The following is a 26,074-nucleotide window of genomic DNA, read 5'->3' as shown; positions in this document are numbered from 1 at the left end:
AAGATGGAAGATAAAGAGTTATATTCGTATAAAGAGGCTCTTGAACAGCCTAATTGGGTACGTAAAATTTTAAATTTTGTGAGATTTAGTCAGGCTGTTAAATTCTCAAGATTTGTTTATGCGTTTCTTGTATTCTTTCTTCTCTTTTTCTTTTTTTACTTTCTAAGAATCCCCTTCAATTACAATTTTATCTTCTCTATAATATTATGTTGGCTTATTGCAGGGGTTTTGGAAGATTTAAAGGTAGATGGTCGCCCGTTTGCTTTTTATTTTAAAGATTATCTTGTTTTTTATCTTAAATATGGTTATAGAGAAGATAAAATATACATAAATAAAGGGAAAGTGTATCGAAAAATAAAAGAGAAAGGAGAAAAAATTGAGAGTAACAGCATTGAAAGAAAATGAGGTTTTAGCCTTTCATGAAAATCTTATCTTGAAGCGAGATGGTTCGGTATTTGCTGTGTATCGTATTCCCTCTATGATAGCGAACACAATGTCATTAGAAGGAAAAGAGGCTGTAAAGTTGACTTCTGCTTCTTGTGTGGCAAATTTGAAAAAATATGTCGATTTTGAAATAAACGATGTTCCTATGCCTCGTGATTTAGTAGGTATTTTGGAACGGTTGGCAGAACGTGTAGATAGTCATCAAGTTTATATAGACTTGGCAAATACGATTTTTAATAAGATGATAGAGGGGATTTATAAGACTACAGGAGAACCTTTTGAGTATCATCATTATGTGATTATTCCTTTAAAGTCTATACATATTTCATTAGATATGCTTGAGGTTTTGAGACAATCATATCGTTACACAAAAGATGTGATTATGCAGGGTTTGGGATTGCAAGAGGAGATTTCGGATACATGGTACGAGAGTTATTTGCAACAACGTTTAGTCCTTGAAGAAGATTTGGGCTTGTTAAGCCCCAGACGTACAACAGTAGAAGAAACAATTTTACTGAACAGAATACAATATTTGAGAGGTCTATATTATGAAAAAGATGTTGAGGTTGTTAATGTTCAATCTTCGATTGACAATTTAGATGATGTAAATATTCATTTTGAAAATGTCAATGTTCTCAAATTATCGAATCAATACGGAACTTCTTATTTAGGTTTACACCCTATTGATAGTTTACCTACAAATGTATCTTACCTCCATTTGATGGAGGAGGTACATAAATTAAATTTTCCCGTTGAAAGTAAAGTAAAAGTCCATTTTCCACGTACAAAAGGTTATTTTTCTTTGAGTGGAGAAGCTGGACGTGCTAAGGATAAGATAAGAAATGCAGTTTTAGAGAATGAAGAGGAGGGGGATAGTCCTAAAAATAAACAGGTGGTAGACCATCACCTACTAGAAGATATGGAAAATAAGCTAGATAGCGGGGAGGTTATGTTGACCTATCTCCATACTTTAATTATCACTTCAGATACCTTAGAGGGTTTGAATGAGAAAAGGGCAATCTTAAAAGCAACTCTTAAGAATTTAGGAGTAGGTTTGTTGGACGCAAATGCAGATCAGCTTTATTTATTCTTTAAGAATAGGATAGGAGAAGTTCTTGATTATTCTGATAGGAATTTCATTCAAAAAATGTCCGTTAGGGGATTCGCAGAGAATCTCTTTTTTGTATCTCAGAAAGTAGGAACAGAAGTAGGTTTTTATTTAGGTAAAGTGGATAGCGAAACTAAAAATTGGTTGGGAAATTTTAGAGAGGCTTTGGTATCTTCTTCTAATTTGGTCTTTGCGGATATATTAGAAGCGAATAAGCAAGGAATAGATGGTAAAGTGACTAATAGTCCGCATATAGCGGTAACTGGTGATACAGGAAACGGAAAATCTTTTCTTTTGAAACTTCTCTTTGTGTATCATTCGCTACTGCGTACGAAGTGTCTCTATATTGACCCGAAAGATGAAGTGAAATGGCAATTTTTGGAGGTGGCGGATAAGTTAGAAAAAGGAGGTTTAGAACCTGAATTAGTAGCCTATATTCGTTCTTTTAATTTTGTTTCCCTTGATGTTGAAAAGAAAGAAAATAAAGGCATGCTTGACCCTATTGTCTTTCTTGATCGTGAAGAGGGAAAGAGTCTTGCAGAAACAATGGTGAAGACGATTAAGCCGTCTATGACGGATAGACAAGAAACTGCATTGTTACAGGCTATCAAAACAATCTATGATGAAAAAGAGGCAGGGAAGCAAAGAGGCATGTTACATGTTTTTGAATTTTTGGCAGAATCGGATGTTGAAGAGGTAGCGAATATGGGAGTTCTTCTTTTGGAGAAATCTACTAATTCTGTATTGAATGTAGCTTTTTCTTATGGGGAACATAAGGGTATCAATTTAAAATCCAAAATTACCGTTTTGGGGATTAAGAATTTAACACTCCCTGCGGAAGAATCTAAATTGGAAATTACTCCGTCAGAACGTGAGGGACTGGTTATTTTATATGCTATTGGTTATTTTTGTAAGAAATTTGGTTCTGATGATAGTACAGAAGAAACGCTGACGGTTATGGACGAATTGTGGCAATTTAAGGTGACCTCTGTAGGAAGTCGTATCATTGATTCGATTAAGCGACTAGGACGCTCTCAAAACAATTTTTTATTGGTAGGTACGCAATCTGTCTTGGATTTGGGTAGCGGAGATGATACAGGTTTCGGCACAGTTTTTGCTTTTTATGAAGTGAAAGACCCTGACCGTGTTTTAGAATTTTTGAAACTACCTATAAATAAAGAAACACAAGAGTGTTACCAGAATATGACGATGGCACAATGTTTTTATTCGGATACTTTCGGCAGAATAGAGAGGATAATTGTTGATGGTACTATTTATCCTGAAATGGCGGAACTATTTGATACGGTAAAAGTAAAGGATAAAGAAGCAAAACTTAGTTGGGAGGTTTGATGTGTTTGAATACAAGGACGGTTTCTTTTTTGTAAAAGAGACAGGTCAAAAGATTGTTTTATCTGACCTTAATTCCAAATTGTTATTAGAAGTTGATTGGTTCAATCCTATGACGGGAATAGATTATGTCTGGAATAGTCTTATCAACGCTTTAGTATGGCTCTATCAGTTTTTCTTTGAAATCATTGTTAAAATGTACGATATTCTTGGTAAAAATGGGGGAGAAATTGACAATATTATCATTAAAACGATTGATAAGAATGCTGTCTTGTTTGGGAAAATCTACGATTCGCTTTTCTGGTACATCTTGATTATCTTATTTTTTTATGCTTTTTATATGCAGATAACGAGACGAGGTTCTGCTTTAAAAATCATCTGTTTAAGTATGCTTGTGATGGGATTTGTCAAGGCTATGTATACAGCTCCTCCTGAACTCAATCCTGCTGCCTACTCTCTGTCAGGTGGTGTAAAGGTCACGCAGGAAGAAAAAGCGCAACCCCGTACCTTTATTTCGACTATCTATTCAAAGGTTTCGACTACGTTAGAAGAAGTAGGGGAAAATGTTTCGGCGGGCTTCTCTGGAGATAGTCCTGATCAAGTTTTGGTTACTTATTTTGAGCAGGCTATTTGGGAGCCTTACAAGGGCATGAATGCGGATAAGAAAGAAGAGGGAGGCTATAACCTCACAGACGACCAATTTATTGCCCTATTTGGCTATCGTGACGGTGATGATGGATATCAAATATTGGGAGAAAATATAGAAAAAGTAGTAGGGACAAAGGAAAAACCAATTGTAAAAAACATTCGGGGGTTAGGAAATAAGTTTGCTTATGTTTTTGTTGGTCTTATTGAAGTTCCCTTGTTAGGAATGGTACTCATTGCTTTTTCTATCTTTTCTTTTGTTATAAAATCGGGGATTCTGATATTGATTTATTCACTTCCTTTATTGTTGATTGCCTCTATTTTCCCTTTTTTGTTGCATGTGTTTATCAACACGACAAAGACCATAGGAAAAGGCTTGCTCCTTTCTAATTTAACGGGGCTAGCTTCATCTTTATTCTTGTTATTCAATACGACGTTAAATTCTATTTATCTGTCATTGACTACAAATGATGTTGTTGTTTCTCTTGTTTTACGTTTGTTGACGTATTTGATTCTTTGGAAGTTCCGTTTTCAAATTGCACGTATTTTTAAAGGGCAACGCTTAGCTCCAGCAGGTCGTATGTTACGGCAACTAACATCAGGTACAACTAAAACCGTCCAGAGAGGTTTAGGAATGGTTTCAAAACCTGCTCTTGTTGGCGGACTGATGGCGATTGGTGCGGGAAAAATAGGGACAGAAAAGCTAGTTGCAAGGCAACGAGCAAATGCTTACAATCGTTCTGTGCAAGGTCATATGAAACAAGGAGATAGTTTTGAAGTTGCAAGTTTAAAGACAGAAAGAGGACAAGAGCTACGCACTCTAAGAAGAAAAGAACCGATGAAGAAAATAAGAGGAGTGAGTAATAAAACAAAAGCTCTAGCTTATCATCTTTTATCAAAAGGCTACAGAGACAATACCGCAGGCAATCAGCACTATAGACGAAAATATCAAGGAACATTGCTTCGTATTGATAAGGACAAGATAGATACACTAGATAGGAAGCAACGTATCAAGAGTTTAGACCGTTCTATTCGTCATCAAAAAGGGATAGATAACTTTAAGAAGAACTGGAAGCAACCACAACAACCTTTGCTTGAGCCATCTGGTCCAATGTTTATTGATTTTCGTAATAAGAGCTTTAAGACGAAATCGCAAGTACCAAAAGTTTCTAGCAAAAATAAAGAGTTTCCAGCTCAACTATTAAGAAAAAAAGAAAAAGAGGTAATAATATGAAAAAACAACAAATTGTAAAAATGATGTTAGCTACTAGCTTAATTTCAAGTGTAGCAGTTAGTGCTGATGAGGTTACACCTTCGACACCAGAACCAACAGCTCCTATTGAAGAGGTAGTGATTCCGATTGAAACTCCAACAGTTCCAACAGAACCTGCAACTCCTCCTATTGACGGGGGCGATACTGGTACACCTCCTATCTTAGACGAACCTACAAAACCGATTGAAAATACAGGTAACAAAGAAGAAGAGGTAAAACCAGTTGAGCCTCCTAAAACAGAAGTAGAGCCTATTCTAGACCAACCGACTAGCCCCTCTGAACCAAGCTCTGAAAAACCTAATGAAGAATCAAAGGAGGAAACCAAAGAAACTTCCAAGGAAGAACCAAAGGAAGAGATAAAAGCAACTCCTAAGGAAGAAATCAAAGAGGAGATTAAGAGGGCAGAAGAGAATACGGGGGTTTCCTCTATTGGTGAAGCAAAACCGATTACCACTCCAACAGTTGAAACACCAATTAAAACAAATACAGGTCATGTGGTTGTAGCGACAGAGGAAAGTCATGTGATTATTCAGACCGCGACAGGGACAGTTAAGAAACGAGCAGAAGAAATCGGGGCAGTGAAACAATCTGACGGGACAGTTGCTATCAAGACTGATACTGGGGAGCTAAAGGTATTACCGGCAACAGGTGAGATAGAAAGTGTCTTTTTAGCTCTTCTAGGCATTATCTTAGGAGTAGGAACGCTTTCTTACTTTTTCAAAGAGAAGTTTATTTGTTTTCTTAAAAAATTGAAAAAATGAAACAGAAGAAAAGACGGCTAAGATGGTTCAATTGGATTTCCCTTTTATTTAGTCTTTTCCCTTTATTTGTTCCTATCTTGCTTTTAATGGTATTAAATATCAATAACTATAAACAAGGTTCATTAGGAGGAGACTATACAGATAGTTGGTCTACAGGTGATCCGTATACGCATAATTTGTTTGTTAAGCGTTACGGAATAACTGCGGAACAGTTGGACGGCTATTTGACTTCTACAGGTATCTCTTACGATTCAGCAAGAATAAACGGAAAAAAGTTGTTAGAATGGGAGCGAGTAAGTGGAGTAGATGTTCGAGCCATTATTGCTATGGCACAGATGGAGAGTTCTTTTGGTACAGCAGGGGTCGCTAGAAATAAGGGAGCGAACATGTTCGGATATGGCGCATTTGACAGCAATCCTGACAATGCAAATAACTTTACTGACCAAGTAGCAGTCGTTCAGCTAGCAGATGTAACTTTAAAGGAAAATAAGAATGAGACCTTTAAGATACAAGATGATAAAGCTAAAAAATACGCTAACGGGACACTGAATGTCTCTGTAGAGGGCGGTGTCTACTTTACGGATACAACAGGAAGCGGTAGACTGAGAGCTGATGTCATGAAGAGGGTTGATGACTGGATAAATGCCCATGGAGGAACTCCAAAACCTCCTACAAGCATAGTGACAGGCAATGGTAGTACAAGTCCGGGTGTCTTGTCTGCGGAGGTGCCTGCTGGCTATATACTAGATAAACCGATAAATACGACTGGCTATATTGCTCAATCTTATCCTTATGGACAATGTACTTGGTTTGTATTTAATAGAGCAAGAGAATTTGGTATCTCTTTTGACCCTTATATGGGTAATGGCGGGGATTGGAAGAGTAAGTCAGGCTACACAATAACGAATACTCCAACAAAACATGCAGCAGTCTCTTTTAGTCCAGGAGAAGCTAATGCAGATCTCACTTATGGACACGTATCATTTGTAGAAGAGGTCAAGGCAGACGGAACGGTATTGATTTCAGAATGTAATGTACGAGGCTTAGGAGTGATAAGCTATCGACTTTTAGATTCTGTATCAGCTAAAACTTTTGTATACGTTATTGGAAAATAAAAAGATGAATGAGTGAGCATTCATCTAAAAATATGATAAGATAGGAGGAAAAGAAATGTTGGAGGAATTATCTATTATGGATTGGGTTACTATAGGAGGGGTATTGACATCTGTAGGAGGAGTATTGGGAGGGGCTGTTGCTTTATTGACTTTGTTTAGAGATAATAAAGCGTTATTTAGAGAATTGGAACTTTTATCTAAAGAATATACTAATTTATCTAAAGAACATACTAATTTATCTAAAGAACATACTGATTTATCTACAGAACACAGCTTGTTGTCTAAGGAATCGACTTCTTTATTGATAAAAAAGGATACAGAGTATCTTTCTGACCAAATGAAGAGGGAAGAAATGGCACGTCAAGAACTGTATAAAAACAGTAGTCGTGCTAAAGAAATTTTAGAAACGATGGATATGATGAAAGAGATTGTTTTGCAGAATGCACAATTAAATGCAGAAGTTGCTACGCTAAAACAACAGAATCAGGAATTATTATCCAATCAAAAACAAGAGGATATGGCTTTATTACAAGCAATAAAGTCGTTTGAAAGTCGTTTAGCTGAATTAGAAAACTATAGAGAGGCAGGAGAAATTCAGAGTATTTTAAAAAGAATTGAAAAACAGTTGTCAGAATATAGCAATTAGTAAGATTGTTGATTTAATATGCCAAAAATGTTCGGAAAAAAATGAGATTACCTGGAATCGATGTCAAAATAATGTTCGGGAAAATGTGCCGATGTTGAGCGTTCCTGGTTGAATTTTGTTCGGGAAATATTGGGATTGAAGCAAGTTAGAGATAGCTTGCTTTTTGATTTTTAAACGATAAGGTAGAAAGGGAAAATATGGTGGCATTATTGGAGAAGCAGAAATTGAGACAGAATCAAGTATTTAATGTGTCAATACCTGTACCTGATAATTTAGTAGTAGTGGATAAAGATGAGTATTTAGACTTGCTAAGAAAAACAGATGAGGGGCAATGGTGGTCTATTGATGAGGTCGTTGTATTGCTAGGTTTTAGTAGAACTAAAATTATAAATGATATTTTACTGAATCCAAAATTTAAGAAAGAGTTAGATATATCAGTTAATTCTAAAGGATTTGTCGTATATCCGCAAAGCAAAGGAAATCCTTATAAATTTTTAGCAAGTAGAACAAGAAAATATTTTGAAGAAAATTTTTCAACTATTTTGCTAGATAGATAAATGATACATTATCAAGGATAAACTCCTTGAATTAGAGAGGAGAAAAATGGCTACATATAGACAAAGGGGTAAAAAGAAAACATGGGATTATAGGATAGTTGATAAAGATAAAAAGTTAATTGCTTCTGGTTCTGGTTTTAAAACGAAAAAAGAAGCTATGTATGAAGCTCAAAGTATAGAGCAAGAGCTAGCTAAGGGGACACTTTTTCAGACAAAGGCTACTCTTTATGAACTGTGGAAAGAATGGCATAGACTGATAATTGTTCCTAGCAAATTATCTGTATCGTCTAAAAACAAGCATTTGCAAAGAGGGAAGATAATAGAAAAATATTTTTCTAATAAGTCGGTAAGTCGTATTACTCATAGTGAGTATCAGAATTTTATCAATGAATACTGTAGCAGTGTATTGAAGTCTCAAGTGTCAAGATTTAATTCAGTTGTTAGAGAAGTTATTCAAATGGCTAGGAGGGACGGAGCCTTAATTCAAGACTTTACAGCGGGAATAAAAATTGTTGGTGAAGATTCTCGAAAACAGGCGGAGGATAAACACGTTCAAAGTATTGAAGATTATAAAAGGATTTTGGTTTATTTGAAAGAAAATATGAACTATGAAAAATCTGTTGTCCCTTATTTATTATACTTATATTTTACGACTGGTTTGCGTACTGGTGAGGGATTGGCGGTTTGTTGGGAAGATATTGATTATGAAAAAAATGTATTACACACTTATAGACGTTATTCAAAAGAAACAGGTCAATTTTGTCCTCCAAAAACAAAGTGGTCTGTTAGAGATGTTCCGATTAGCCCTTATTTAGTTCAAGTTTTATTGAAATTGAAGAGGGAGCAGGAAGAAATTTTAGGAAGTCGAGGAATTGATAATCCACATAATTTAGTCTTTTATGACTATCGTTATGGTGTTCCGTCTAATAGAACCCTTAACAAACATTTACGACAAACATTAAGAAAATTAGATATATCTGATAAAATGAGTATAACGGGAACTCGTCATACTTATGGGAGTTATTTACTAGCTAATAAAGTGGATATATGGGTTGTTTCAAAAATCTTAGGTCACAAAGATATTAAGCAGTTGATAGAGACTTATGGACATCTTCTTAAAGAAATTCAGCAGGCAGAGTTTGAGGAAGTAAGGCAATATTTGAAAGTTTAGTAAAGAAAGGTAAAAGAAAATTAGAAGTAGAACAAAAGTAGAACAAATTTGCATGTCACAACGAAAAAAGCCTTGCGGTACAAGGCTTTAGGAGATATGTGAACATCCTCCCTGTAGGGATCGAACCTACGACCCACGGATTAAGAGTCCGCTGCTCTACCAGCTGAGCTAAGGAAGGAAAAGAAAAACGCTGTATTGGTACCGGTGATTCATGAATTGTATTGATCCCGCACAGTAAGTAGCAGGTGGGTAACTCGTTTCTAACTTCAGTCGCTTCCGTGTGAGACGGCCTGCATACTGTTAGAAAGCTCTTGTTTCCCTAGTAATACAAAAATAGTCGGTCAACACATGGGTATGAATTCGTATACCACAGCAGTTCTTATCTATGTATTTATCTTACCATATTTTGAAAAAAAATCAAGAGAAAATTTATAAAAAAGAAAGCGTTGTCGCAAAAAGCTTCTTTTTTCCTTTATCAAGACTTGGGAGCGGTCTGTTTTTTTAGGTTTATAATTTTTTCCTGGGTTAGTTTGAGGGCTCGCTCGTATTTGCCGGTTTCATTGGCTTTAAAATAGTGTTGCTGAACGAGTTTATCAGGTAGGTATTGTTGGTTCACCCATTTTTCAGGGAAGTTGTGGGGATAAAGATAGTCTTGGGCATTGCCCAGTTCCTTACTCCCCTTGTAATGCCCATCGCGGAGATGCCTTGGAATTGGTAGATGTCCATATTGGTGGAGATCAATAAGGGCCTGCTCCATAGCTAGATAGGCGGAATTTGATTTTGGTGATAGAGCAAGGTCGATGACGATATTGGCAATGGGAATGCGAGCTTCTGGAAAGCCGAGTTTTTGGGCAGCTTCAAGAGCAGCCATGGTATGGAGTTGGGCATCGGGATTGGCAAGTCCGATATCTTCATAGGCAATGACCATGAGACGTCTGGCAAGACTGGGTAAATCCCCTGCCTCAATCAGACGAGCGGCATAGTGAAGACTAGCGTTGACATCACTTCCTCGGATTGATTTTTGGAGGGCAGATAGGACATCGTAATGCCCGTCCCCATTCTTATCCATGGTGATATAGCTTTTTTGAAGGCTGTTTTCCATGGTATCCAGTGTGATGTGACGAATCCCATTAGTGTTTTCAGGAGTGGATAAGACGGCTAATTCCAAAGAATGAAAGGCAGCACGTAGGTCTCCATTTGTATTAGTTGCAATGAAATCAAGTGCTTCATCATCTACTGCAACAGGGAAGTCAAAGCCACGCTCAGAATCTGAAATAGCTGTGTGAATGGCTGCTTTGATGTCGTCGTTTGAGAGCGGCTCTAGTTCAAAAATTTGAACGCGGCTACGAATGGCAGGTGTCACGGAGAAGAAGGGATTTTCTGTGGTTGCACCAATCATGATGAGGTTCCCATTTTCAAGTAAAGGAAGTAAAAAATCTTGCTTGGTCTTGTCCAAGCGATGAATTTCATCAAGTAGTAGGATCAAACCACCAGAGAATTTAGCCTCTTCCGCAATTTCTTGAAGGCGTTTTTTGCTATCAACGGTAGCGTTGAAGGTGCGAAAGGCATACTTAGATGTTCCTGCAATAGCGCTCGCAATACTGGTCTTACCAATTCCTGGAGGACCATATAAAATCATGGAGGATAGTCGCTTAGCCTCTACCATACGGCGGATAATTTTTCCTTCGCCAACCAGGTGGCTCTGTCCAATGACCTGATCAATCGTTTTGGGACGCATCCTAAGGGCAAGATTATCAATCATGTTGTTTCGTCCTTTCTGTCTTTTTCGTTTATTTTATGATACACTTATCTATATATTCTATCATAAATAGAGCCATTCAGTTTTGATTTAGTGCATGGTTAACCTCTCTTGTCTAATATCGATTAAGCCTGTGATTGTTGATACGAGATATATCTGCTTTATCCCCGTTCTCTAGCAGTTTTCTAAACGATGGAGTCAGTACTAAATAAAAACAGAAAGATGATATCAGAAAGTGAGGCAAGATGAGTAAGTACGGTTTTTTAGACGTGTTGGATCAGAAAATGGCGCAGGATTTTCCCTATGATTTTGAAATCCATTGGGATAAGAAAAATCATGCAGTAGAGATCGCTTTTTTATTAGAAGTGGAAAATAAGGCAGGCATTGAAATAATAGATGTTGCAGGAAATACAACGACGGAGGACATTTTCTTTGAGGAAGTGGTCTTATTTTACAATCCTTTGAAATCGAGGGTGAGGAAAGAAAACTATTTGACTACCATTCCTTATGATCAGAAAAAAGGTCTATCTAGTGAATTTATCGCCTATTTTGTTGCATGTTTAGCAGAGACGGCAGAAAAGGGCTTAGATGATCTCATGGACTTTTTGGCAGATGATGGGACTGAAGAGTTTGCGATTGCTTGGGACGAGGAGGCCTTCGAAACTGGTAGAGTGAAATTGGAAGAAAAAGATTTTCACCCTTATCCGAGGTATTAGTGAGGAATTGCTAGGACTATCAGGTCAGCCAAAGTTAAGGCTAGGTATGCTTGTTGTGTGGAAAGGACTGGATTAAAGGAGGGACTATGTGGCAGGAATTACGGGTGCAGCTTGAGCGTCAGGGTGAGGAGATTGTATCGAATCTCTTGATAGAGTTAGGTGCACAGGGAGTCGCGATTGAAGATACGGCGGATTATCTGGATAAGGAGGATTTATTTGGTGAAATGGTGCCTGAGCTGGAGCAATCAGATACCATAACGATTATTGCCTATTATCCAGAAAATCTAGCACTTGAGGCTGTCAAAGCAGCCTTATTGGCACGTTTGGATGAGGTCAGTGATTTTTTAGATCTTGATACGATTTGTCTAGAAGAACAAGCCTTGGAGGAAGAAGACTGGGCGGATAATTGGAAGAAATACTATGAGCCAGCTCGAATTACTCATGATTTGACCATCGTTCCATCTTGGACGGATTATGAGGCGACAGCGGGTGAAAAGGTCATTCGTCTGGATCCGGGTATGGCTTTTGGGACGGGGACACATCCGACAACGAAGATGAGCTTGTTTGCCTTAGAACAGGTCTTGCGGGGTGGGGAGTGTGTCCTTGATGTAGGGACTGGAAGTGGGGTACTATCGATTGCGAGCTCCCTTCTTGGAGCAGGGACGATCCATGCCTATGACCTTGATGAGGTTGCGGTACGTGTGGCGCAGGAAAATATTGACCTCAATGTCGATACGGATAATATTATCGTGCAGACAGGGGACTTACTTCGTGGTGTAGAACTGGAAGCAGACGTTATCGTGGCTAATATCCTGGCGGATATTCTTGTGCATTTGACAGCAGATGCCTATCGTTTGCTTAGAGATGAGGGCTATCTTATCATGAGTGGGATCATTGCAGATAAGTTGGATATGGTCTTAGAGGCAGCCTATAGTGCAGGTTTCTTCCTTGAAACTCAGATGATTCAAGGGGAATGGAATGCCCTTATTTTGAAAAAAACAAATGATATTTCAGGTGTCATAGGAGGCTAGATGCAACAGTATTTTGTAAAAGGTGGTGCAGTGCCTAGTCTGGTGATTGAGGACAAAGACACCCTTAAGCATATGTTTCAGGTGATGCGGTTGGTAAAAGGAGACCAAGTGATCTTGGTCTTTGAGGATGGAATTAAGCGCTTGGCGCGTGTTGTGAGTGATGTTGATCATCGTTTTGAACTTATCGAGGAATTGCCAGATCAAGTTGAATTGCCAGTAGAGGTGACCATTGCTTGTGGCTTTCCCAAGGGGGACAAATTAGAATTTCTCGCTCAAAAAGCGACAGAATTAGGAGCAAGCCAGATCTGTGCCTTTCCAGCAGATTGGTCCGTTGTCAAATGGGATAGCAAGAAGATTGCAAAAAAAGTTGAAAAATTGCAGAAAATTGCTCAAGGAGCAGCTGAGCAGAGTAAGCGGAATCGGGTGCCTGCTATTGCCCTATTTACCAGTAAGGCGAACTTCCTTAGCGTGTTTGACCAGTTTGATACCATTCTCATTGCCTATGAAGAAGCTGCTAAAGCAGGAGAGCGTTCGAGCTTGGTAGAGGCTCTATCAAGTTTCGCAGGTGGTGAAAAACTGCTCTTTATTTTTGGTCCTGAAGGTGGGCTATCACCCGATGAAATGATACAATTTGAGAGACAAGGAGGACGTAAGGTCGGTCTTGGCCCGAGGATTATGCGGGCAGAAACCGCTCCGCTCTACGCCCTATCAGCGGTGAGTTTTGCTTTGGAGCTGCAACATAAAAAAACGTAAACTTGCAAAAGTTTACGTTTTTTTATGTCTTTTTTTAAAGTTGTCTCCATACTGTTGAAGAATGTTATAATAAACTTGTTCAGGGATTTCATTACTAGTAGTTAAGACGATATTGACCAAGGGGAAGCCCATTTTAAGGTTTATCTTGGAGCAATATCGTTGAAAAGCATTCATCTTAGCGAGATACTTTTGGTTATTTTTTAGGGTTACAGAGATGTAGGTCTGGTCGAGGTGGGAGCGGAGGCGGATCCGGGAGATATCCTCCCAAGGAATAAAGCCAATCGCAAGGGCAGAAGATTTGTCTATAATCCCCTTGTCATCTACATAGAGAATGGGAGGTAAGTTGGTCGTAAAGATTCGCTTTGTGTAGTACATAAAAGTCCCGCCGAAAAAGAGAATCCCAAGACTACCAATCAAAATGACGAATGGGGAATGAAGGGGATGGTATCGTCTACCGGAATACATCAAGACGCAAATACAGGAGAGCAAGACCATCAATAGTGAGAGGGTCCCTAATTTAAGATAGTTTCTTCTTGTGCTTGTTACAATGATTGGTTGATTCATAGCTTTCTCCTTCAGAAGTATGTGTCTCCATTGTAGCATAAAAGATTCGCTTTGTGCCTTTTTCTTTTTCTGCTAAAATGGTAAAATAAGAACAATAATCAGCAGGAAAAGGAAGAGAATATGAAAGAAATCAATCTAACGGGAGAAGATGTTATCGCTCTGACAGCTCAGTATATGCCAGAAGAGGATGTGGCTTTTGTGCGTAAGGCACTGAATTATGCCATAGAAGCCCATAGTCAGCAGTTTCGCAAGTCAGGTGAGCCCTATATCATCCACCCGATTCAGGTAGCTGGGATTTTGGCTGGCTTACAGCTTGATGCGGTGACAGTTGCCTGTGGTTTTCTGCATGATGTGGTGGAAGATACAGATGTTACACTGGATGAGATGGAAGCAGAGTTTGGTTCGGATGTGCGAATGATTGTGGATGGGGTGACCAAGCTCGGTAAGGTTGAATATAAATCACATGAAGAGCAGTTGGCTGAAAATCACCGTAAGATGTTGATTGCGATGTCTAAGGATATGCGGGTCATCTTGGTTAAGCTGGCGGATCGCCTGCACAATATGCGGACCTTGAAGCATTTGCGCAAGGACAAGCAGGAGCGTATTTCACGTGAAACAATGGAAATCTATGCACCGCTTGCTCATCGTTTGGGGATTTCTTCTATCAAGTGGGAATTAGAAGATATGGCTTTTCGTTACTTGAATGAGGTAGAGTTTTACAAGATTACCCATCTCATGACTGAAAAGCGCAGGGAGCGAGAAGCTCTGGTCAATGAGGTGGTTGATAAGATTCGTGAATTTGCAAGCGAACATCACCTCCATGGTCATATCTATGGTCGTCCTAAGCATATTTATTCCATCTATCGAAAGATGCACGATAAGAAGAAGCGGTTTGACCAGTTGTATGATTTGATTGCCATTCGTTGTATCATGGAGACACCGAGTGATGTCTATGCCATGCTGGGGTATATCCATGAGTTGTGGCGTCCGATGCCAGGCAGGTTTAAGGATTATATTGCAAATCCTAAGGCAAATGGTTACCAGTCGATCCATACGACAGTCTATGGTCCAAAGGGGCCGATTGAATTTCAAATTCGGACGGCAGAGATGCACCAAGTGGCGGAATATGGAGTGGCAGCTCACTGGGCCTATAAGCGTGGTGGCAAGGCTACGGCTAGTCAACAGGAGCTGAAATGGATCAATAATTTGATTGAATTGCAGGCAGATGCAGGGGATGCGCAAACCTTTGTCGATTCTGTTAAGGATGATATTTTTACCGAGCGGATTTATGTATTTACGCCAGATGGGTCGGTTAGGGAGCTCCCCAAAGATTCTGTACCGATTGATTTTGCCTATGAGATTCATACCAAGGTTGGAGAAAAAGCGACAGGTGCCAAGGTTAATGGTCGGATGGTTCCCTTGACGACCAAGTTGAAAACAGGAGACCAAGTTGAAATTATCACAAGTGCTAATTCTTTTGGTCCAAGTCGTGATTGGGTGAATCTAGTTAAAACGCATAAAGCTAGAAATAAGATTCGTCAGTTTTTTAAAAATCAAGATAAGGAACTGTCTATCACCAAGGGGCGTGAGCTTGTCCAGAATCTCTTGCAGGAAAATGGCTATGTAGCCAATCAATACTTGGATCGCAAGCATTTGGACGATGTGTTGCAAAAAACGGGTTACAAGACTGAGGAAGCACTTTTTGCAGCAGTTGGCTTTGGTGAAGTTTCTGCCATGTCCATTTTTAACCGTCTGACAGAAAAAGAGCGACGGGAGGCAGAGCGTGCCAAGGCCAAGGCTGTTGCGGATGAGTTGGTCAACGGTGGGGAAATCAAGCAGGACAATAAAGATAGTCTCAAAATCCGGCACGAGGGTGGTGTTGTCATTGAAGGGGCTTCTGGTCTCTTAATTCGCCTTGCTAAGTGTTGTAATCCAGTGCCAGGTGATGAGATTACGGGCTACATTACAAAAGGACGGGGAGTAGCGGTCCACCGGACGGACTGTATGAATCTGAAAAGCCAGGAAAACTATGAGGTTCGTTTGATTGATGTCTCTTGGGAAGATGAACCCTCCAGTAAGGAATACATGGCGAATATTGATATTTATGGGCTTAACCGCTCGGGTCTCCTTAATGATGTCTTGAAAGTGTTGACCAATTCAAGTAAGAATATTTCCTCTGTCAATGCCCAGCCAACCAAGGATATGAAATTTGCGACCATTCATGTATCTTTTGGTATTGCAAATCTTGCGATGTTGACCACGGTTGTTGATAAAATCAAATCAGTACCAGAAGTATACTCTGTCAAACGAACAAATGGATAGGTGAAGAGATGAAAATAGTCATTCAGCGGGTAACAGAAGCGACAGTTACCATTGAACAGCAACTACAGGGACACATTCAGCAAGGATTGCTCCTTTTGGTAGGTGTAGGACCTGAAGATGTGAAAGAAGATGTGGATTATGCAGTGAGAAAAATTACCAACATGCGGATTTTTTCGGATAAAGAGGGGAAAATGAACTGCTCAATTCAGGATATCAAAGGGGAAATTTTATCGATTTCGCAGTTTACCTTGTTTGCAGATACGAAAAAGGGAAACCGTCCAGCCTTTACAGGAGCGGCTGCGCCAGATCTAGCCAAGAAACTCTACGAGGACTTGAACCAAGCCTTGGGCATGGTTGTTCCGGTTCAGACAGGGATTTTTGGGGCAGATATGCAGGTTTCTTTGATTAATGATGGACCTGTAACAATTTTGGTCGATACGAAAAATAGGTAAAAGAATAGTTGTCCAGCTATCTGTTTGTCTGTATATCTTCCACTTATTCTTTTGCTTTTTAGTGGTTAGATAGGGTGTTTTGGATGTCAAAGTAAGGAATTAACTACTACTAAAAGTAAAGGAAAAGACCGGAGAAAGCGCTAAATGAACGCTTTCTTCGGTCTCTTTTAGATGGCTTCGATATACAAGCCATTTGCGATGGTAAAAGGAATCGCAACGGTCGTTTCCTTGTATTGAATGAGAATGTTTTGGGTAAGGGGGTCAATTTGTTGTACTGTGAAGCAATCCTTCAAGGCGAGATGGATTTGCTCAAGGAATTGAAGGAGGGAAAAAGAATCGTTGATCCGTACCAAACGGTAGTTTCCTAGCTTACCTACCTTGTCGAGGGTATCTTGGTATTGCTCTTCTAAGAGGTGATCTTTGAGGGGAATGGTGCCCCCATGTGGGCAGGTCTTTGGGGATCCTAGAAACTCATCTAATTGATCAATGAAGTAGTCTGATACAGTATGCTCAAGCACCTCGGCTTCTTCATGTAGTTGGTGGCTAGTATAGTTCAGATGTTCAAGGAGAAAAACTTCAATTAAGCGGTGTTTGCGGTAGAGACGAGCTACCATTTTTTGACCGAGAGCTGTCAACAGATAGCCGGCTTGCCGGTCTTTTTGAATTAGCCCTTCTTCAATCATTCGTTTAGCCATTTCGGTAACGGCAGGCGGAGAGACTTGCATGAGTAGCGCAATCTCCTTGTTGGTGATTTTCTCCTTTCGCGTGCTGATTTCATAGATACATTTTAGGTAATCTTCTTTATTAGGGGTCATCTGGGTGTCCTCTCCTTTTCTTTCATCTAGTATAACAAAAATTTAAAAGAAAAGTAATATGCAATGAATATCAAATTCAGATTAGGCGATGCAACTGTCGATAGAAGTCGGCTACTCTTTTATCTTCAGCTAGTAGGCTTGGAGCTTTTTACTCATCAAGTTATACTCTTTAAAAATCAAAAGGATCCTTCGTCAACTTGCCTTGGTGAATGCTCGTTCTACCCTGGCTTCGATTATAAGGAAATGAGCGGTGCTACTCTCATTTCCAACCTTTCACAATTCTTCATTGTGAAAGCTAGTTTACTTTTGATTTTTATTGAGTATGAAGTTCAACAGATTTGGATTGTCTAAAAAATAAACTCCCAGTTCACGAGCACATAGGCTATAGCACTGGGAGTTTGAATTATTATCAGTCCTTTCGTTTAGCCACAGCTGTCATAGGCTTTAGCCTATGATAACGGCAGCTTTTTTACGACTTGGGAGCTTGAGAAAACTTTGTTTCATCTCCAACTCCAATAGTCAAAAAGACCAGTGGAGGAAGTACTAAAAGCAAACGAAAAGACTATATATGGATGTTGCAAAGGCCTACCATTATCAAAGAGAGAAGATATAAAGGTATCCATAGACTGGTTTTCTAGCAAGTAGAATGGGATTAAGTGGTAGGTTCCTTGACAGTGGTGCCCTGCAACATTCATCCATAAACTATTTAGCTAAGCCTTCAGCGATTTTATCTAAATTCCATTTCATCATGGCATAGTAACTATCTCCATCTTCGCCTTCTTCAGCGACAGAATCGGTAAAGATTTTCGCATAAATCGGGATATTGGTGTCTTTTGAAACAGTCTTCATTGGATGATCATTGACACTGCTTTCGACAAAGAGGGATGGAACCTTGGTTTGACGTAGTGTTTCAACCAAGCGTTTAATTTGGTCAGGTGTTCCTTCTACTTCGGTGTTAATTTCCCAAATATAGGCAGATGGAACCTGATAGGCTTTTGAAAAATATTTGAAACAGCCTTCGCTTGTGACAATCATTTTCTTCTCAGCAGGGATATTGTTAAATTTCTCTTTGGCTTCCTGATCTAAAGCATCGAGCTTCTCAAGATAGGTAGCTAAATTGTTCTCATAAGTATCTTTATTATCGGGATCCTTTGCAATTAGTTGTTTGGCAATGTTTTTGGCGTAAATCATTCCATTTTCAAGATTAAGCCAAGCGTGTGGATCTTCCTTGCCTTTTTCATCTTCTCCTTCCAAATAGATGACCTCAACACCCTCGCTAACAGCGAAGTAATCTTTGTTTTCTACTTTATTAGCATTTTTGACTAATTTTGTAAACCAGGCATTTCCACCAGTTTCAAGGTTGATACCATTGTAGAAAATAAGGTCTGCTTTGGATGTCTTTTTCACATCTTCGGGTAAGGGTTCGTATTCATGTGGATCTTGCCCAACTGGAACGATACTATGTAAATCAATCTTGTCACCGGCGATATTTTTGGTGATATCGGCCAGAATGGAGTTGGTGGTGACCACTTTTAATTTGGAAGATTCCGTGCTAGATTCTTTCACAGAACCTGAGCAGGCAGCAAGACCTAGGATTGCAAGGAATGCAACCGCTAGAGTAGATAATTTTTTCATTAAATTCTCCTTTATGAATGAGATGACTTTTTGAAATAGCGCATTAAGATGCCTTGTTTTGGGGCAAAGAGGAAGCTAATCAAAAAGAAAGTGGCTGATGTCAAGACGATACTAGATCCGGCAGCGATGTTAAAAGTATATCCTAGAAAGAGCCCAACAATAGAAGAAAGAGCTCCTAAGGTAGAAGATAGGAAGATCATGCTTTTAAGACTGCTGGAATAGAGGTATGCAGTAGCGGCTGGTGTAATCAGCATGGCAACAATAAGAATGGTTCCGACACTTTGCATGGCTGTGACAGAAACCAAGGTTAGCAGAATCATGAGTAGGTAATGATAGGCATTAACAGGCATTCCCATGGATTTTGCAAGTAGTGGGTCAAAGGAAGTAATCAAGAGTGGCTTGAAAAAGAGGAAGATTAGGAAGAGGACAACGATAGCAACACCAATCGTAATCCATTTATCTATATCTTGTACCGCAAGGATATTCCCAAATAGAATATGGAATAAATCGGTAGAGCTATTAGCAACTCCGATAAGGATGACCCCTAGAGCTAGAAAGGAAGAGAAGGTAATCCCAATTGCCGTGTCGCTCTTGATGATGCTGTTTCCTTTGATATAGGTAATCATGACGGAGGCAAGTAGACCAAAAACAATCGCACCGATAAAAAAGTTAATCCCTAAGATATAAGAGAGGGCAACTCCTGGTAATACTGCATGGGAAATGGCATCTCCCATGAGAGACAGCCCCCGTAAGATAATAAAACAGCCAACTGCTCCAGCGACAATCCCGATGACAATGGCTGTTATGACAGCATTTTGTAGAAAGTGGAAACTTTGCAATCCCTCGATAAATTCTTGAATCATTTCTTAGTCCTCCTCCATTAGTATCAAATTCTCACCGTAGGTCGCCTTTAGGTTCTCTTTGGTAAAGGTCTGTGTAGTTTCTCCAAAGGCTATGACTTCACGGTTGAGCAGTAGAACTTGGTCGAAGTAGTTTTTGACCTTGCTCAAATCATGGTGGACAATGAGAATGGTTTTTCCTAATTTTTTGAGATTGCGCAATGTGGTCATGATAATGTTTTCACTGACAGAATCAATTCCTACAAAAGGTTCATCTAAAAAGATGTAGTCGGCTTCTTGGACGAGACACCGAGCGATGAGGACACGTTGGAATTGACCTCCAGATAATTCGCTGATTTGTTTGTCAGCATACTCTAGCATTCCGACGATTTCAAGGGCGCGTGCCACCTTTGCCCAATCCTGTTCTTTGAAACGTTGAAACAGGCTGATTTTAGGATAGAGTCCCAAGGATACGCATTCCTTGACCTTAATTGGAAAGTTGAAGTCAATGACTGCCTTTTGTTCAACATAGGCAATCTTGCTCCGTTGTTTGCGGATGTCCTTGTCCTCAAGTATCGTTTGCCCCTTGTGGTCAATTATATGAAGCATGGCTTTCAGTAGGGTAGACTTCCCCGCTCCGTTTGGTCCGAGAATACCGGTAATAGTGGGACCTTGAATGGTTGCATTGATGGTGTCTAAAGCTAAAACAGTATGATAGCTGACACTTAAATCGTTTATTTTAATCATCTTTAAACTCCTTGTTTCTTAATATAACTTAATTTAAAAATTAAGTCAAGTTAATTTTTGAAAGAAACTAAAAAATTTTCATCAAAGATTCAATATTAGTAGATGAAAGAATGGTGAATCTTACTATATTCCTGCATGGCTTGAAATCTATTTTCTACTTTCCTAGAGTATTGGGACGTAAAATCCCTGCAAATTCTGATTCTTTTTGCTATCATGTAGAAAGAAATATAGAAAAGAGGTTCTTATGGTACGTTTACAAGATGATTTTTATGAAGCCATTAATGGAAAATGGGCGCAAGCAGCTCTTATTCCAAACGACAAGCCTGTAACAGGTGGTTTCATTACCTTGCATGATGAGATTGAAGACTTGATGCTTGCAAGGACAGACAAGTGGTTGAAGGGCGAGGAAGTGCCAGAAGATAGTGTTCTTCAAAACTTTGTCAAATACCACCGTCTCGTAGCTGATTATGAAAAAAGAGAAGCGCTAGGCATTGCACCTGCTCTTCCCTTGATTGAAGAGTACAAACAACTTCAGTCTTTTGCAGACTTTACTGAAAAAATGGCAGAGTTTGAATTGGCAGGAAAACCAACTGGGATGCCGTTTGGCATTGCACCAGACTTTATGGATGCCAAAACCAATGTTCTCTGGGCAGGAGAACCAGGCACGATCTTGCCAGATACGACCTACTATGATGAGCATCACCCGCAAAAAGCAGAGCTCCTAGCCTTGTGGCGGAAATGCGATACAGATGTACTCCGAAAATTTGGTTTTTCAGATCAAGAAATCACAGATTTGTTGGATAAGGTGGAAGCCTTTGATGCACGCATTGCGCAAATCGTGCTTTCTAACGAAGATAAGTCGGAGTACTTTAAACTGTATCATCCCTATGATTTTAAGGAGTTTGCAGCTCTGGTTCCAAATCTTCCTTTAGAAACATTCTTTACGCACGTCATCGGGCAAGTTCCAGATAAGATTATTGTTGAAAATCCTCGTTTTTGGGAAGTTGCAAAAGAGTTCTACTGTGAAGAGAATTGGGAGTACTTAAAGGCTAGTTTGATGATGAATGTGATCGGTTCGGTTGCTTCTTATCTAACCGATGAAATCCGCATTTTAACAGGTGCTTATGGTCGTGCCTTATCGGGTACTCCAGAGGCACAAAACAAGAAAAAAGCAGCCTTTTATTTAGCTGAAGGTCCGTTCAACCAAGCTCTGGGCTTGTGGTATGCAGGAGAGAAATTCTCCCCAGAAGCTAAGGCAGATGTGGAACAAAAAATTGCAACGATGATTGAGGTCTATAAAGAGCGTCTAGCTGCCAATGACTGGTTGACAGAAGAAACAAAGAGGCAAGCCATCGTCAAATTAGGGGTTATCAAGCCTTATATCGGATATCCTGAGCAATTACCAGAGCGCTACTATGACAAGATCATCGATGAAAGCAAGTCTCTGCTTGAAAATGCTCAGTTCTTGAAAGAACTTTCTGTCAAGCATTCATGGAGCCAGTGGAATCAGCCGGTGGATGATAGCGAATGGGGGATGCCAGCGCACATGGTCAATGCTTACTATAGTCCCCAACAAAATAAGATTGTGTTCCCCGCAGCTATCTTACAAGCACCCTTTTATTCACTGGAGCAGACTTCATCTGAAAATTATGGTGGGATTGGTGCGGTTATCGCCCATGAAATTTCTCACGCCTTTGATACCAATGGGGCTTCCTTTGATGAAAATGGTAGCCTAAAGAACTGGTGGACAGATGATGACTATGCAGCCTTTAAGGAAAAAACGCAGAGAGTAGTGGAACTCTTTGAAGGGCAAGATTCCTATGGAGCTAAGGTGAATGGGAAGCTGACAGTTTCTGAAAATGTAGCTGATTTGGGTGGTCTTGCTGCGGCGCTAGAAGCTGCAAAAAGAGAGCCAGACTACTCGGCAGAAGAATTTTTCACCAATTGGGCTCGTATCTGGCGCCTGAAAGGACGGACAGAGTATATGCAGTTGTTAACGAGCATTGATGTTCACGGCCCCGCAAAACTCCGCGTCAACCTGCAAGTACCCAATTTTGCTGAATTTTTTGAAGCCTTTGATGTGGCAGAAAAAGACGGTATGTGGCGTAAACCAGAAGACCGCGTAGTCATTTGGTAGCATAGAAAAAAGAGATTGAAGCAAAGTCCCCTTGAATGACTTTCTTCAACCTCTTTTTTAGTCTAGAAATAGCAGTTGATATCATGATTTAAAAAGACTTGTTGATAATCGTAGAGATCCTCTGGGTGCAAGGCCTTTACGTGTTTCATAGTGTAGGTTCGATTTAGGAGTTGATACTTATTTTCACCAAACTGATGAAAGGGGAGTAGTTGGACTTGATCAATCTGAAGTTGGTTGAACAGGCGGGCAAACTCTTTTGCATCTTCTAAGGAATCATTGAAATCTGGAATGACAGGTATCCGCAGTACGATTTCTTTTCCTTTAGAAAAGGCATAATGGATATTTTTAATGATCAGTTGATTTTCTACACCAGTGACCGTTCGATGTTTTAGGGCATGATAGTGTTTCAGATCGGTATAGATAAAATCGACATACTGGATTAAATCAACGAATTTTTCATGACTGACAAAGGCAGTTGTTTCAATGGCTGTATGAATCCCTTTGGCTTTAGCAGCCTGTAAAATGGCCTTTGCAAAGTGAAATTGGGCAAAGATTTCTCCACCGGATAAGGTCATGCCACCACCAGATTCTTCATAGAAAGCCTGATCCTTTAGAACCTCTTGGATAATCTCATCAACTGTTTTTTCCTCGCCCATCGTAATAGGAAGTTTTGTGCCTGCATCAAGCATTGGTTCAGGTCGTAACCGTTGTGACTCAGGATTTGAGCACCATGGACACCGTAGAGGACAGCCCTTTAAAAATACGGTTGTCCGAATACCGGGTCCATCGTGGATAGAAAAATGTTGAATATTGAAAATAATGCCTTTCCTTGTACTCATTACAAATCCTCTTTTTGTTTTATTGTAACATTCAAATGAAAATAAATCAATTACGAACGTAAGTTTGTTTTGCTTTGTTTCTTAGCTAAAATTTGTTAAAATAGAAAAGGAGGTCATGGTATGGAACGATTAGATCAAATAGTAAAATTGGTATCCCAATATGAAAAAATAGATGTGAATACCTTGTCGAACCTGTTGAAAGTGTCAAAGGTAACGATTCGTAAGGATTTGGATAAATTAGAAAGTAGGGGCTTGTTGCACCGCGAGCATGGCTACGCCGTTTTAAACAGTGGCGATGACCTAAATGTTCGCTTATCCTTTCATCATGATGTGAAGCGGAAAATCGCTCAAAAAGCAGTAGAACTCATTCAGGATAATGAGACGATTATCATCGAATCAGGCTCTACCTGCGCTCTTTTAGCAGAGCAAGTTTGCCAGCAAAAACGAAATGTGACCATTATTACGAATTCCTATTTCATTGCGGATTATATCCGTTCCTATCATTCATGCAAAGTAATATTATTAGGCGGAGAATACCAACAAAACTCACAGGTGACTGTAGGTCCCCTTTTAAAAGAAATGATTTCGTTCTTTCATGTCAAGAAAGCATTTATCGGGACAGATGGCTTTGCAGATGAGGAGGGATTTACAGGGAAAGACTTGATGAGAACAGAGGTAGTGAGAGCTATGGCGCATGTAGCTGAGGAAGTGATTGTTTTGACGGATTCCACAAAATTTAATAAACGAGGAACGGTCAGCCAATTTAGTATGGCAGAGGTCAGTCTTGTCATTACAGATGAGCAGCTACCTGTCGAAAAGGAGGAATTGCTACAAAATCAGGGAGTTCGAGTTACAAAAGTTCGCTAGATGGGGGAAGAAAATGGCTAGGAGAGAAGTAGCAGAAAACAACAGGAAGCAGCTAGCGAAGGTAGCATATCTATACTATATTGAAGGAAAAAATCAGGCTGAGATAGCGAAGGAACTAGGGATTTATCGCACCACGATTAGTCGAATGTTAACGAGAGCCCGTGAAAAAGGGGTTGTCACGATAGAAATTCATGAATTTGATACAGACCTCTTTCATTTAGAGCATTATGTGAAAGAAAAATACAATCTGAAAACGATTGATATCGTGTCGAGTGCCGCCTCTTCGGAAAAATCATTAGAGGAGATGGTTGCTGGGGCTGGGGCAACGATGATCCGAAGTGTTCTCAAAAATCATAGTAAGGTAGGAATCTCCTGGGGGAAAACCTTGAGCAATGTGGTTGCCAAAATGATTCCACGACAGATGAAAAGTGTGCATTTTTATCCCTTGGCTGGTGGTCCTAGTCATATCAATGCTCGCTACCATGTCAACACTCTCATGTATGAGCTAACCCATAAATTTCATGGGGAATGTTCTTTCATCAATGCAACGATTGTACAAGAGAGCAAGGAACTGGCGTTAGGCATTCGATCTTCTAAATACTTTGAAGAAATTATAGATAACTGGAACAGTTTAGATATGGCCATCATAGGCATAGGAGGTCGAGTAGATAAGGATAATCGCCAATGGCTAGATATGCTGACAGATGACGACTTTAGGCGAATAGAGCAAAGTGGAGCAGTAGGAGAGGTTTGCTGTCGGTTTCTAGATGCACAAGGACATGAAATATCGGATGCTGTAGTAGAGCGAACGATTGCGATCTCTCTAAAAGAGTTGCGCAAAGTTCCCGATTCAATCGCTATCGCTTATGGAGATCATAAAGTAGACGCCCTGTTAGCAGTACTGCGCCAGGGTTATATCAACCATCTTGTAACGGATTATCGTACGATTTTACAGGTTTTAGAACTGGATGGTGATTTAACATTTTCCGGTGAAGTAGATGGATAATTCAAAGACTGTCTCTGAAAGGTAGGCATTTGGTGCCTTGCATTTCAGAGACGGTCTTTTTGCTATTCAGCTGTATATTGCACAAATGTAGCAAAATTATAAGATAAGCACAAATGTATTGACGAAAGTTGCTGCGGGTGTTATAGTATAGATGAAAGCGCTTTACAAAGAAAAAATAAAAAGAGGTAAGGAAATGGAAGTTATTGTACCTGATCAAATTATTATGGGACTGATTCTCAATGCAGGAGATGCCAAGCAGCATATTTATCAGGCTTTGAATCATGCAAAAGACGGACAGTTTGCAGAAAGTGAAAAGGAGGTAGCTCTAGCGGATACAGCCTTGCTAGAAGCTCATAACATGCAAACCCAGTTTTTAGCCCAAGAAGCCAGTGGGACAAAAGCGGAAATTACAGCCTTATTTGTTCATTCTCAGGATCACTTAATGACAAGTATTACAGAAATCAATCTGATAAAAGAAATGATTGATTTGAGAAAAGAATTAGCAAGTAAAGAATAGGGAGATGA

The 26,074-nt window shown here is 39.7% G+C and carries 24 protein-coding genes, 1 tRNA gene and 1 other RNA gene; 17 read left to right on the top strand and 9 right to left on the bottom strand.

What is annotated here, in order from left to right:
• Positions 1–3 precede the first annotated feature (3 nt).
• The 8 genes from ACVPON_RS09730 (at position 4) to ACVPON_RS09695 (ending at position 9,067) form a co-directional block, all read left to right on the top strand.
• Positions 4–405, top strand: a complete 402-nt coding sequence (locus ACVPON_RS09730) for a TcpE family conjugal transfer membrane protein (protein WP_462878429.1) — start codon at positions 4–6, stop codon at positions 403–405.
• Positions 377–2,902, top strand: coding sequence for an ATP-binding protein (locus tag ACVPON_RS09725; RefSeq protein WP_462878428.1), 2,526 nt, complete (start codon positions 377–379; stop codon positions 2,900–2,902). Before ACVPON_RS09730 ends, ACVPON_RS09725 begins: the two co-directional genes overlap by 29 nt.
• Position 2,903: 1 nt before the next feature.
• Positions 2,904–4,778: a hypothetical protein gene (locus tag ACVPON_RS09720; protein ID WP_462878427.1), complete on the top strand. Its 1,875-nt coding sequence runs from the start codon at positions 2,904–2,906 to the stop codon at positions 4,776–4,778.
• Positions 4,775–5,578: an LPXTG cell wall anchor domain-containing protein gene (locus tag ACVPON_RS09715; protein WP_462878426.1), complete on the top strand. Its 804-nt coding sequence runs from the start codon at positions 4,775–4,777 to the stop codon at positions 5,576–5,578. The genes ACVPON_RS09720 and ACVPON_RS09715 overlap by 4 nt, the downstream gene beginning before the upstream one ends.
• Positions 5,575–6,693, top strand: a complete 1,119-nt coding sequence (locus ACVPON_RS09710; RefSeq protein WP_462878425.1) for a CHAP domain-containing protein — start codon at positions 5,575–5,577, stop codon at positions 6,691–6,693. The genes ACVPON_RS09715 and ACVPON_RS09710 overlap by 4 nt, the downstream gene beginning before the upstream one ends.
• Positions 6,694–6,748: 55 nt before the next feature.
• A complete protein-coding gene (locus ACVPON_RS09705) occupies positions 6,749–7,339 on the top strand; it encodes a hypothetical protein (protein WP_462878424.1) in 591 nt (196 codons plus the stop codon).
• A gap of 197 nt (positions 7,340–7,536) precedes the next feature.
• Positions 7,537–7,896: a DUF771 domain-containing protein gene (locus ACVPON_RS09700; RefSeq protein WP_462878423.1), complete on the top strand. Its 360-nt coding sequence runs from the start codon at positions 7,537–7,539 to the stop codon at positions 7,894–7,896.
• Between the two features lie 46 nt (positions 7,897–7,942).
• A complete protein-coding gene (locus tag ACVPON_RS09695) occupies positions 7,943–9,067 on the top strand; it encodes a tyrosine-type recombinase/integrase (RefSeq protein WP_462878422.1) in 1,125 nt (374 codons plus the stop codon).
• Between the two features lie 105 nt (positions 9,068–9,172).
• Here the strand turns inward: ACVPON_RS09695 and ACVPON_RS09690 are convergent.
• From ACVPON_RS09690 to ACVPON_RS09680, 3 genes are all read right to left on the bottom strand, one after another.
• Positions 9,173–9,245 (bottom strand) — tRNA-Lys (locus ACVPON_RS09690).
• A 5-nt stretch (positions 9,246–9,250) separates the two neighbouring features.
• A non-coding RNA gene (gene ssrS, locus ACVPON_RS09685) (6S RNA) lies at positions 9,251–9,446 on the bottom strand.
• Positions 9,447–9,542: 96 nt separating this feature from the next.
• Positions 9,543–10,829 carry a replication-associated recombination protein A gene (locus tag ACVPON_RS09680; RefSeq protein ID WP_462878421.1) on the bottom strand — a complete coding sequence of 429 codons (1,287 nt, stop codon included), beginning with the start codon at positions 10,827–10,829 and terminating at the stop codon, positions 9,543–9,545.
• 242 nt (positions 10,830–11,071) lie between these two features.
• Here ACVPON_RS09680 and ACVPON_RS09675 point away from each other — a divergent pair, with 242 nt between their 5' ends.
• The 3 genes from ACVPON_RS09675 to ACVPON_RS09665 all read left to right on the top strand — a co-directional run bounded on the left by ACVPON_RS09675 (position 11,072) and on the right by ACVPON_RS09665 (position 13,326).
• Positions 11,072–11,542, top strand: a complete 471-nt coding sequence (locus ACVPON_RS09675) for a DUF3013 family protein (RefSeq protein ID WP_462878420.1) — start codon at positions 11,072–11,074, stop codon at positions 11,540–11,542.
• Between the two features lie 86 nt (positions 11,543–11,628).
• On the top strand, positions 11,629–12,573 hold the full coding sequence (gene prmA, locus ACVPON_RS09670) for a 50S ribosomal protein L11 methyltransferase (protein ID WP_462878419.1): 945 nt from the start codon (positions 11,629–11,631) through the stop codon (positions 12,571–12,573).
• Positions 12,574–13,326: a 16S rRNA (uracil(1498)-N(3))-methyltransferase gene (locus ACVPON_RS09665; RefSeq protein WP_462878418.1), complete on the top strand. Its 753-nt coding sequence runs from the start codon at positions 12,574–12,576 to the stop codon at positions 13,324–13,326. It abuts the gene before it with no gap.
• 12 nt (positions 13,327–13,338) lie between these two features.
• On the opposite strand, the gene ACVPON_RS09660 is transcribed toward ACVPON_RS09665, so the two are convergent.
• Complete coding sequence (locus ACVPON_RS09660) at positions 13,339–13,890, bottom strand: STM3941 family protein (RefSeq protein WP_462878417.1); 552 nt, start codon at positions 13,888–13,890, stop codon at positions 13,339–13,341.
• 120 nt (positions 13,891–14,010) lie between these two features.
• Here ACVPON_RS09660 and ACVPON_RS09655 point away from each other — a divergent pair, with 120 nt between their 5' ends.
• Positions 14,011–16,212, top strand: a complete 2,202-nt coding sequence (locus ACVPON_RS09655) for a RelA/SpoT family protein (protein WP_462878416.1) — start codon at positions 14,011–14,013, stop codon at positions 16,210–16,212.
• Between the two features lie 8 nt (positions 16,213–16,220).
• The gene (gene dtd, locus ACVPON_RS09650; RefSeq protein ID WP_462878415.1) at positions 16,221–16,664 is read left to right on the top strand and encodes a D-aminoacyl-tRNA deacylase; all 444 of its coding nucleotides are present in this window, start codon (positions 16,221–16,223) and stop codon (positions 16,662–16,664) included.
• Positions 16,665–16,831: 167 nt separating this feature from the next.
• Here the strand turns inward: dtd and ACVPON_RS09645 are convergent, their stop codons facing one another.
• The 4 genes from ACVPON_RS09645 to ACVPON_RS09630 all read right to left on the bottom strand — a co-directional run bounded on the left by ACVPON_RS09645 (position 16,832) and on the right by ACVPON_RS09630 (position 20,700).
• Positions 16,832–17,479, bottom strand: a complete 648-nt coding sequence (locus ACVPON_RS09645) for a metal-dependent transcriptional regulator (protein ID WP_462878414.1) — start codon at positions 17,477–17,479, stop codon at positions 16,832–16,834.
• Between the two features lie 702 nt (positions 17,480–18,181).
• A complete protein-coding gene (locus tag ACVPON_RS09640) occupies positions 18,182–19,114 on the bottom strand; it encodes a metal ABC transporter substrate-binding lipoprotein (protein ID WP_462878413.1) in 933 nt (310 codons plus the stop codon).
• A gap of 11 nt (positions 19,115–19,125) precedes the next feature.
• Positions 19,126–19,977, bottom strand: a complete 852-nt coding sequence (locus ACVPON_RS09635) for a metal ABC transporter permease subunit (protein WP_462878412.1) — start codon at positions 19,975–19,977, stop codon at positions 19,126–19,128.
• Positions 19,978–19,980: 3 nt separating this feature from the next.
• Complete coding sequence (locus ACVPON_RS09630; RefSeq protein WP_462878411.1) at positions 19,981–20,700, bottom strand: metal ABC transporter ATP-binding protein; 720 nt, start codon at positions 20,698–20,700, stop codon at positions 19,981–19,983.
• Between the two features lie 244 nt (positions 20,701–20,944).
• On the opposite strand from ACVPON_RS09630, the gene ACVPON_RS09625 reads away from it, so the two are divergent.
• The gene (locus ACVPON_RS09625) at positions 20,945–22,837 is read left to right on the top strand and encodes a M13-type metalloendopeptidase (RefSeq protein WP_462878410.1); all 1,893 of its coding nucleotides are present in this window, start codon (positions 20,945–20,947) and stop codon (positions 22,835–22,837) included.
• 62 nt (positions 22,838–22,899) lie between these two features.
• Here the strand turns inward: ACVPON_RS09625 and ACVPON_RS09620 are convergent, their stop codons facing one another.
• The gene (locus tag ACVPON_RS09620; RefSeq protein WP_462878409.1) at positions 22,900–23,676 is read right to left on the bottom strand and encodes a glycyl-radical enzyme activating protein; all 777 of its coding nucleotides are present in this window, start codon (positions 23,674–23,676) and stop codon (positions 22,900–22,902) included.
• 120 nt (positions 23,677–23,796) lie between these two features.
• Here ACVPON_RS09620 and ACVPON_RS09615 point away from each other — a divergent pair, with 120 nt between their 5' ends.
• The 3 genes from ACVPON_RS09615 to ACVPON_RS09605 all read left to right on the top strand — a co-directional run bounded on the left by ACVPON_RS09615 (position 23,797) and on the right by ACVPON_RS09605 (position 26,066).
• Positions 23,797–24,543: a DeoR/GlpR family DNA-binding transcription regulator gene (locus ACVPON_RS09615; RefSeq protein WP_462878408.1), complete on the top strand. Its 747-nt coding sequence runs from the start codon at positions 23,797–23,799 to the stop codon at positions 24,541–24,543.
• A gap of 13 nt (positions 24,544–24,556) precedes the next feature.
• A complete protein-coding gene (locus tag ACVPON_RS09610; RefSeq protein ID WP_462878407.1) occupies positions 24,557–25,549 on the top strand; it encodes a sugar-binding transcriptional regulator in 993 nt (330 codons plus the stop codon).
• 193 nt (positions 25,550–25,742) lie between these two features.
• Complete coding sequence (locus ACVPON_RS09605; RefSeq protein WP_462878406.1) at positions 25,743–26,066, top strand: PTS lactose/cellobiose transporter subunit IIA; 324 nt, start codon at positions 25,743–25,745, stop codon at positions 26,064–26,066.
• Positions 26,067–26,074 lie beyond the last annotated feature (8 nt).

This window comes from Streptococcus sp. 1F3 (assembly GCF_054968985.1).
The sequence above is the reverse complement of the archived record's forward strand: the minus strand, read 5'-3'. Positions and strand labels throughout refer to the sequence as shown.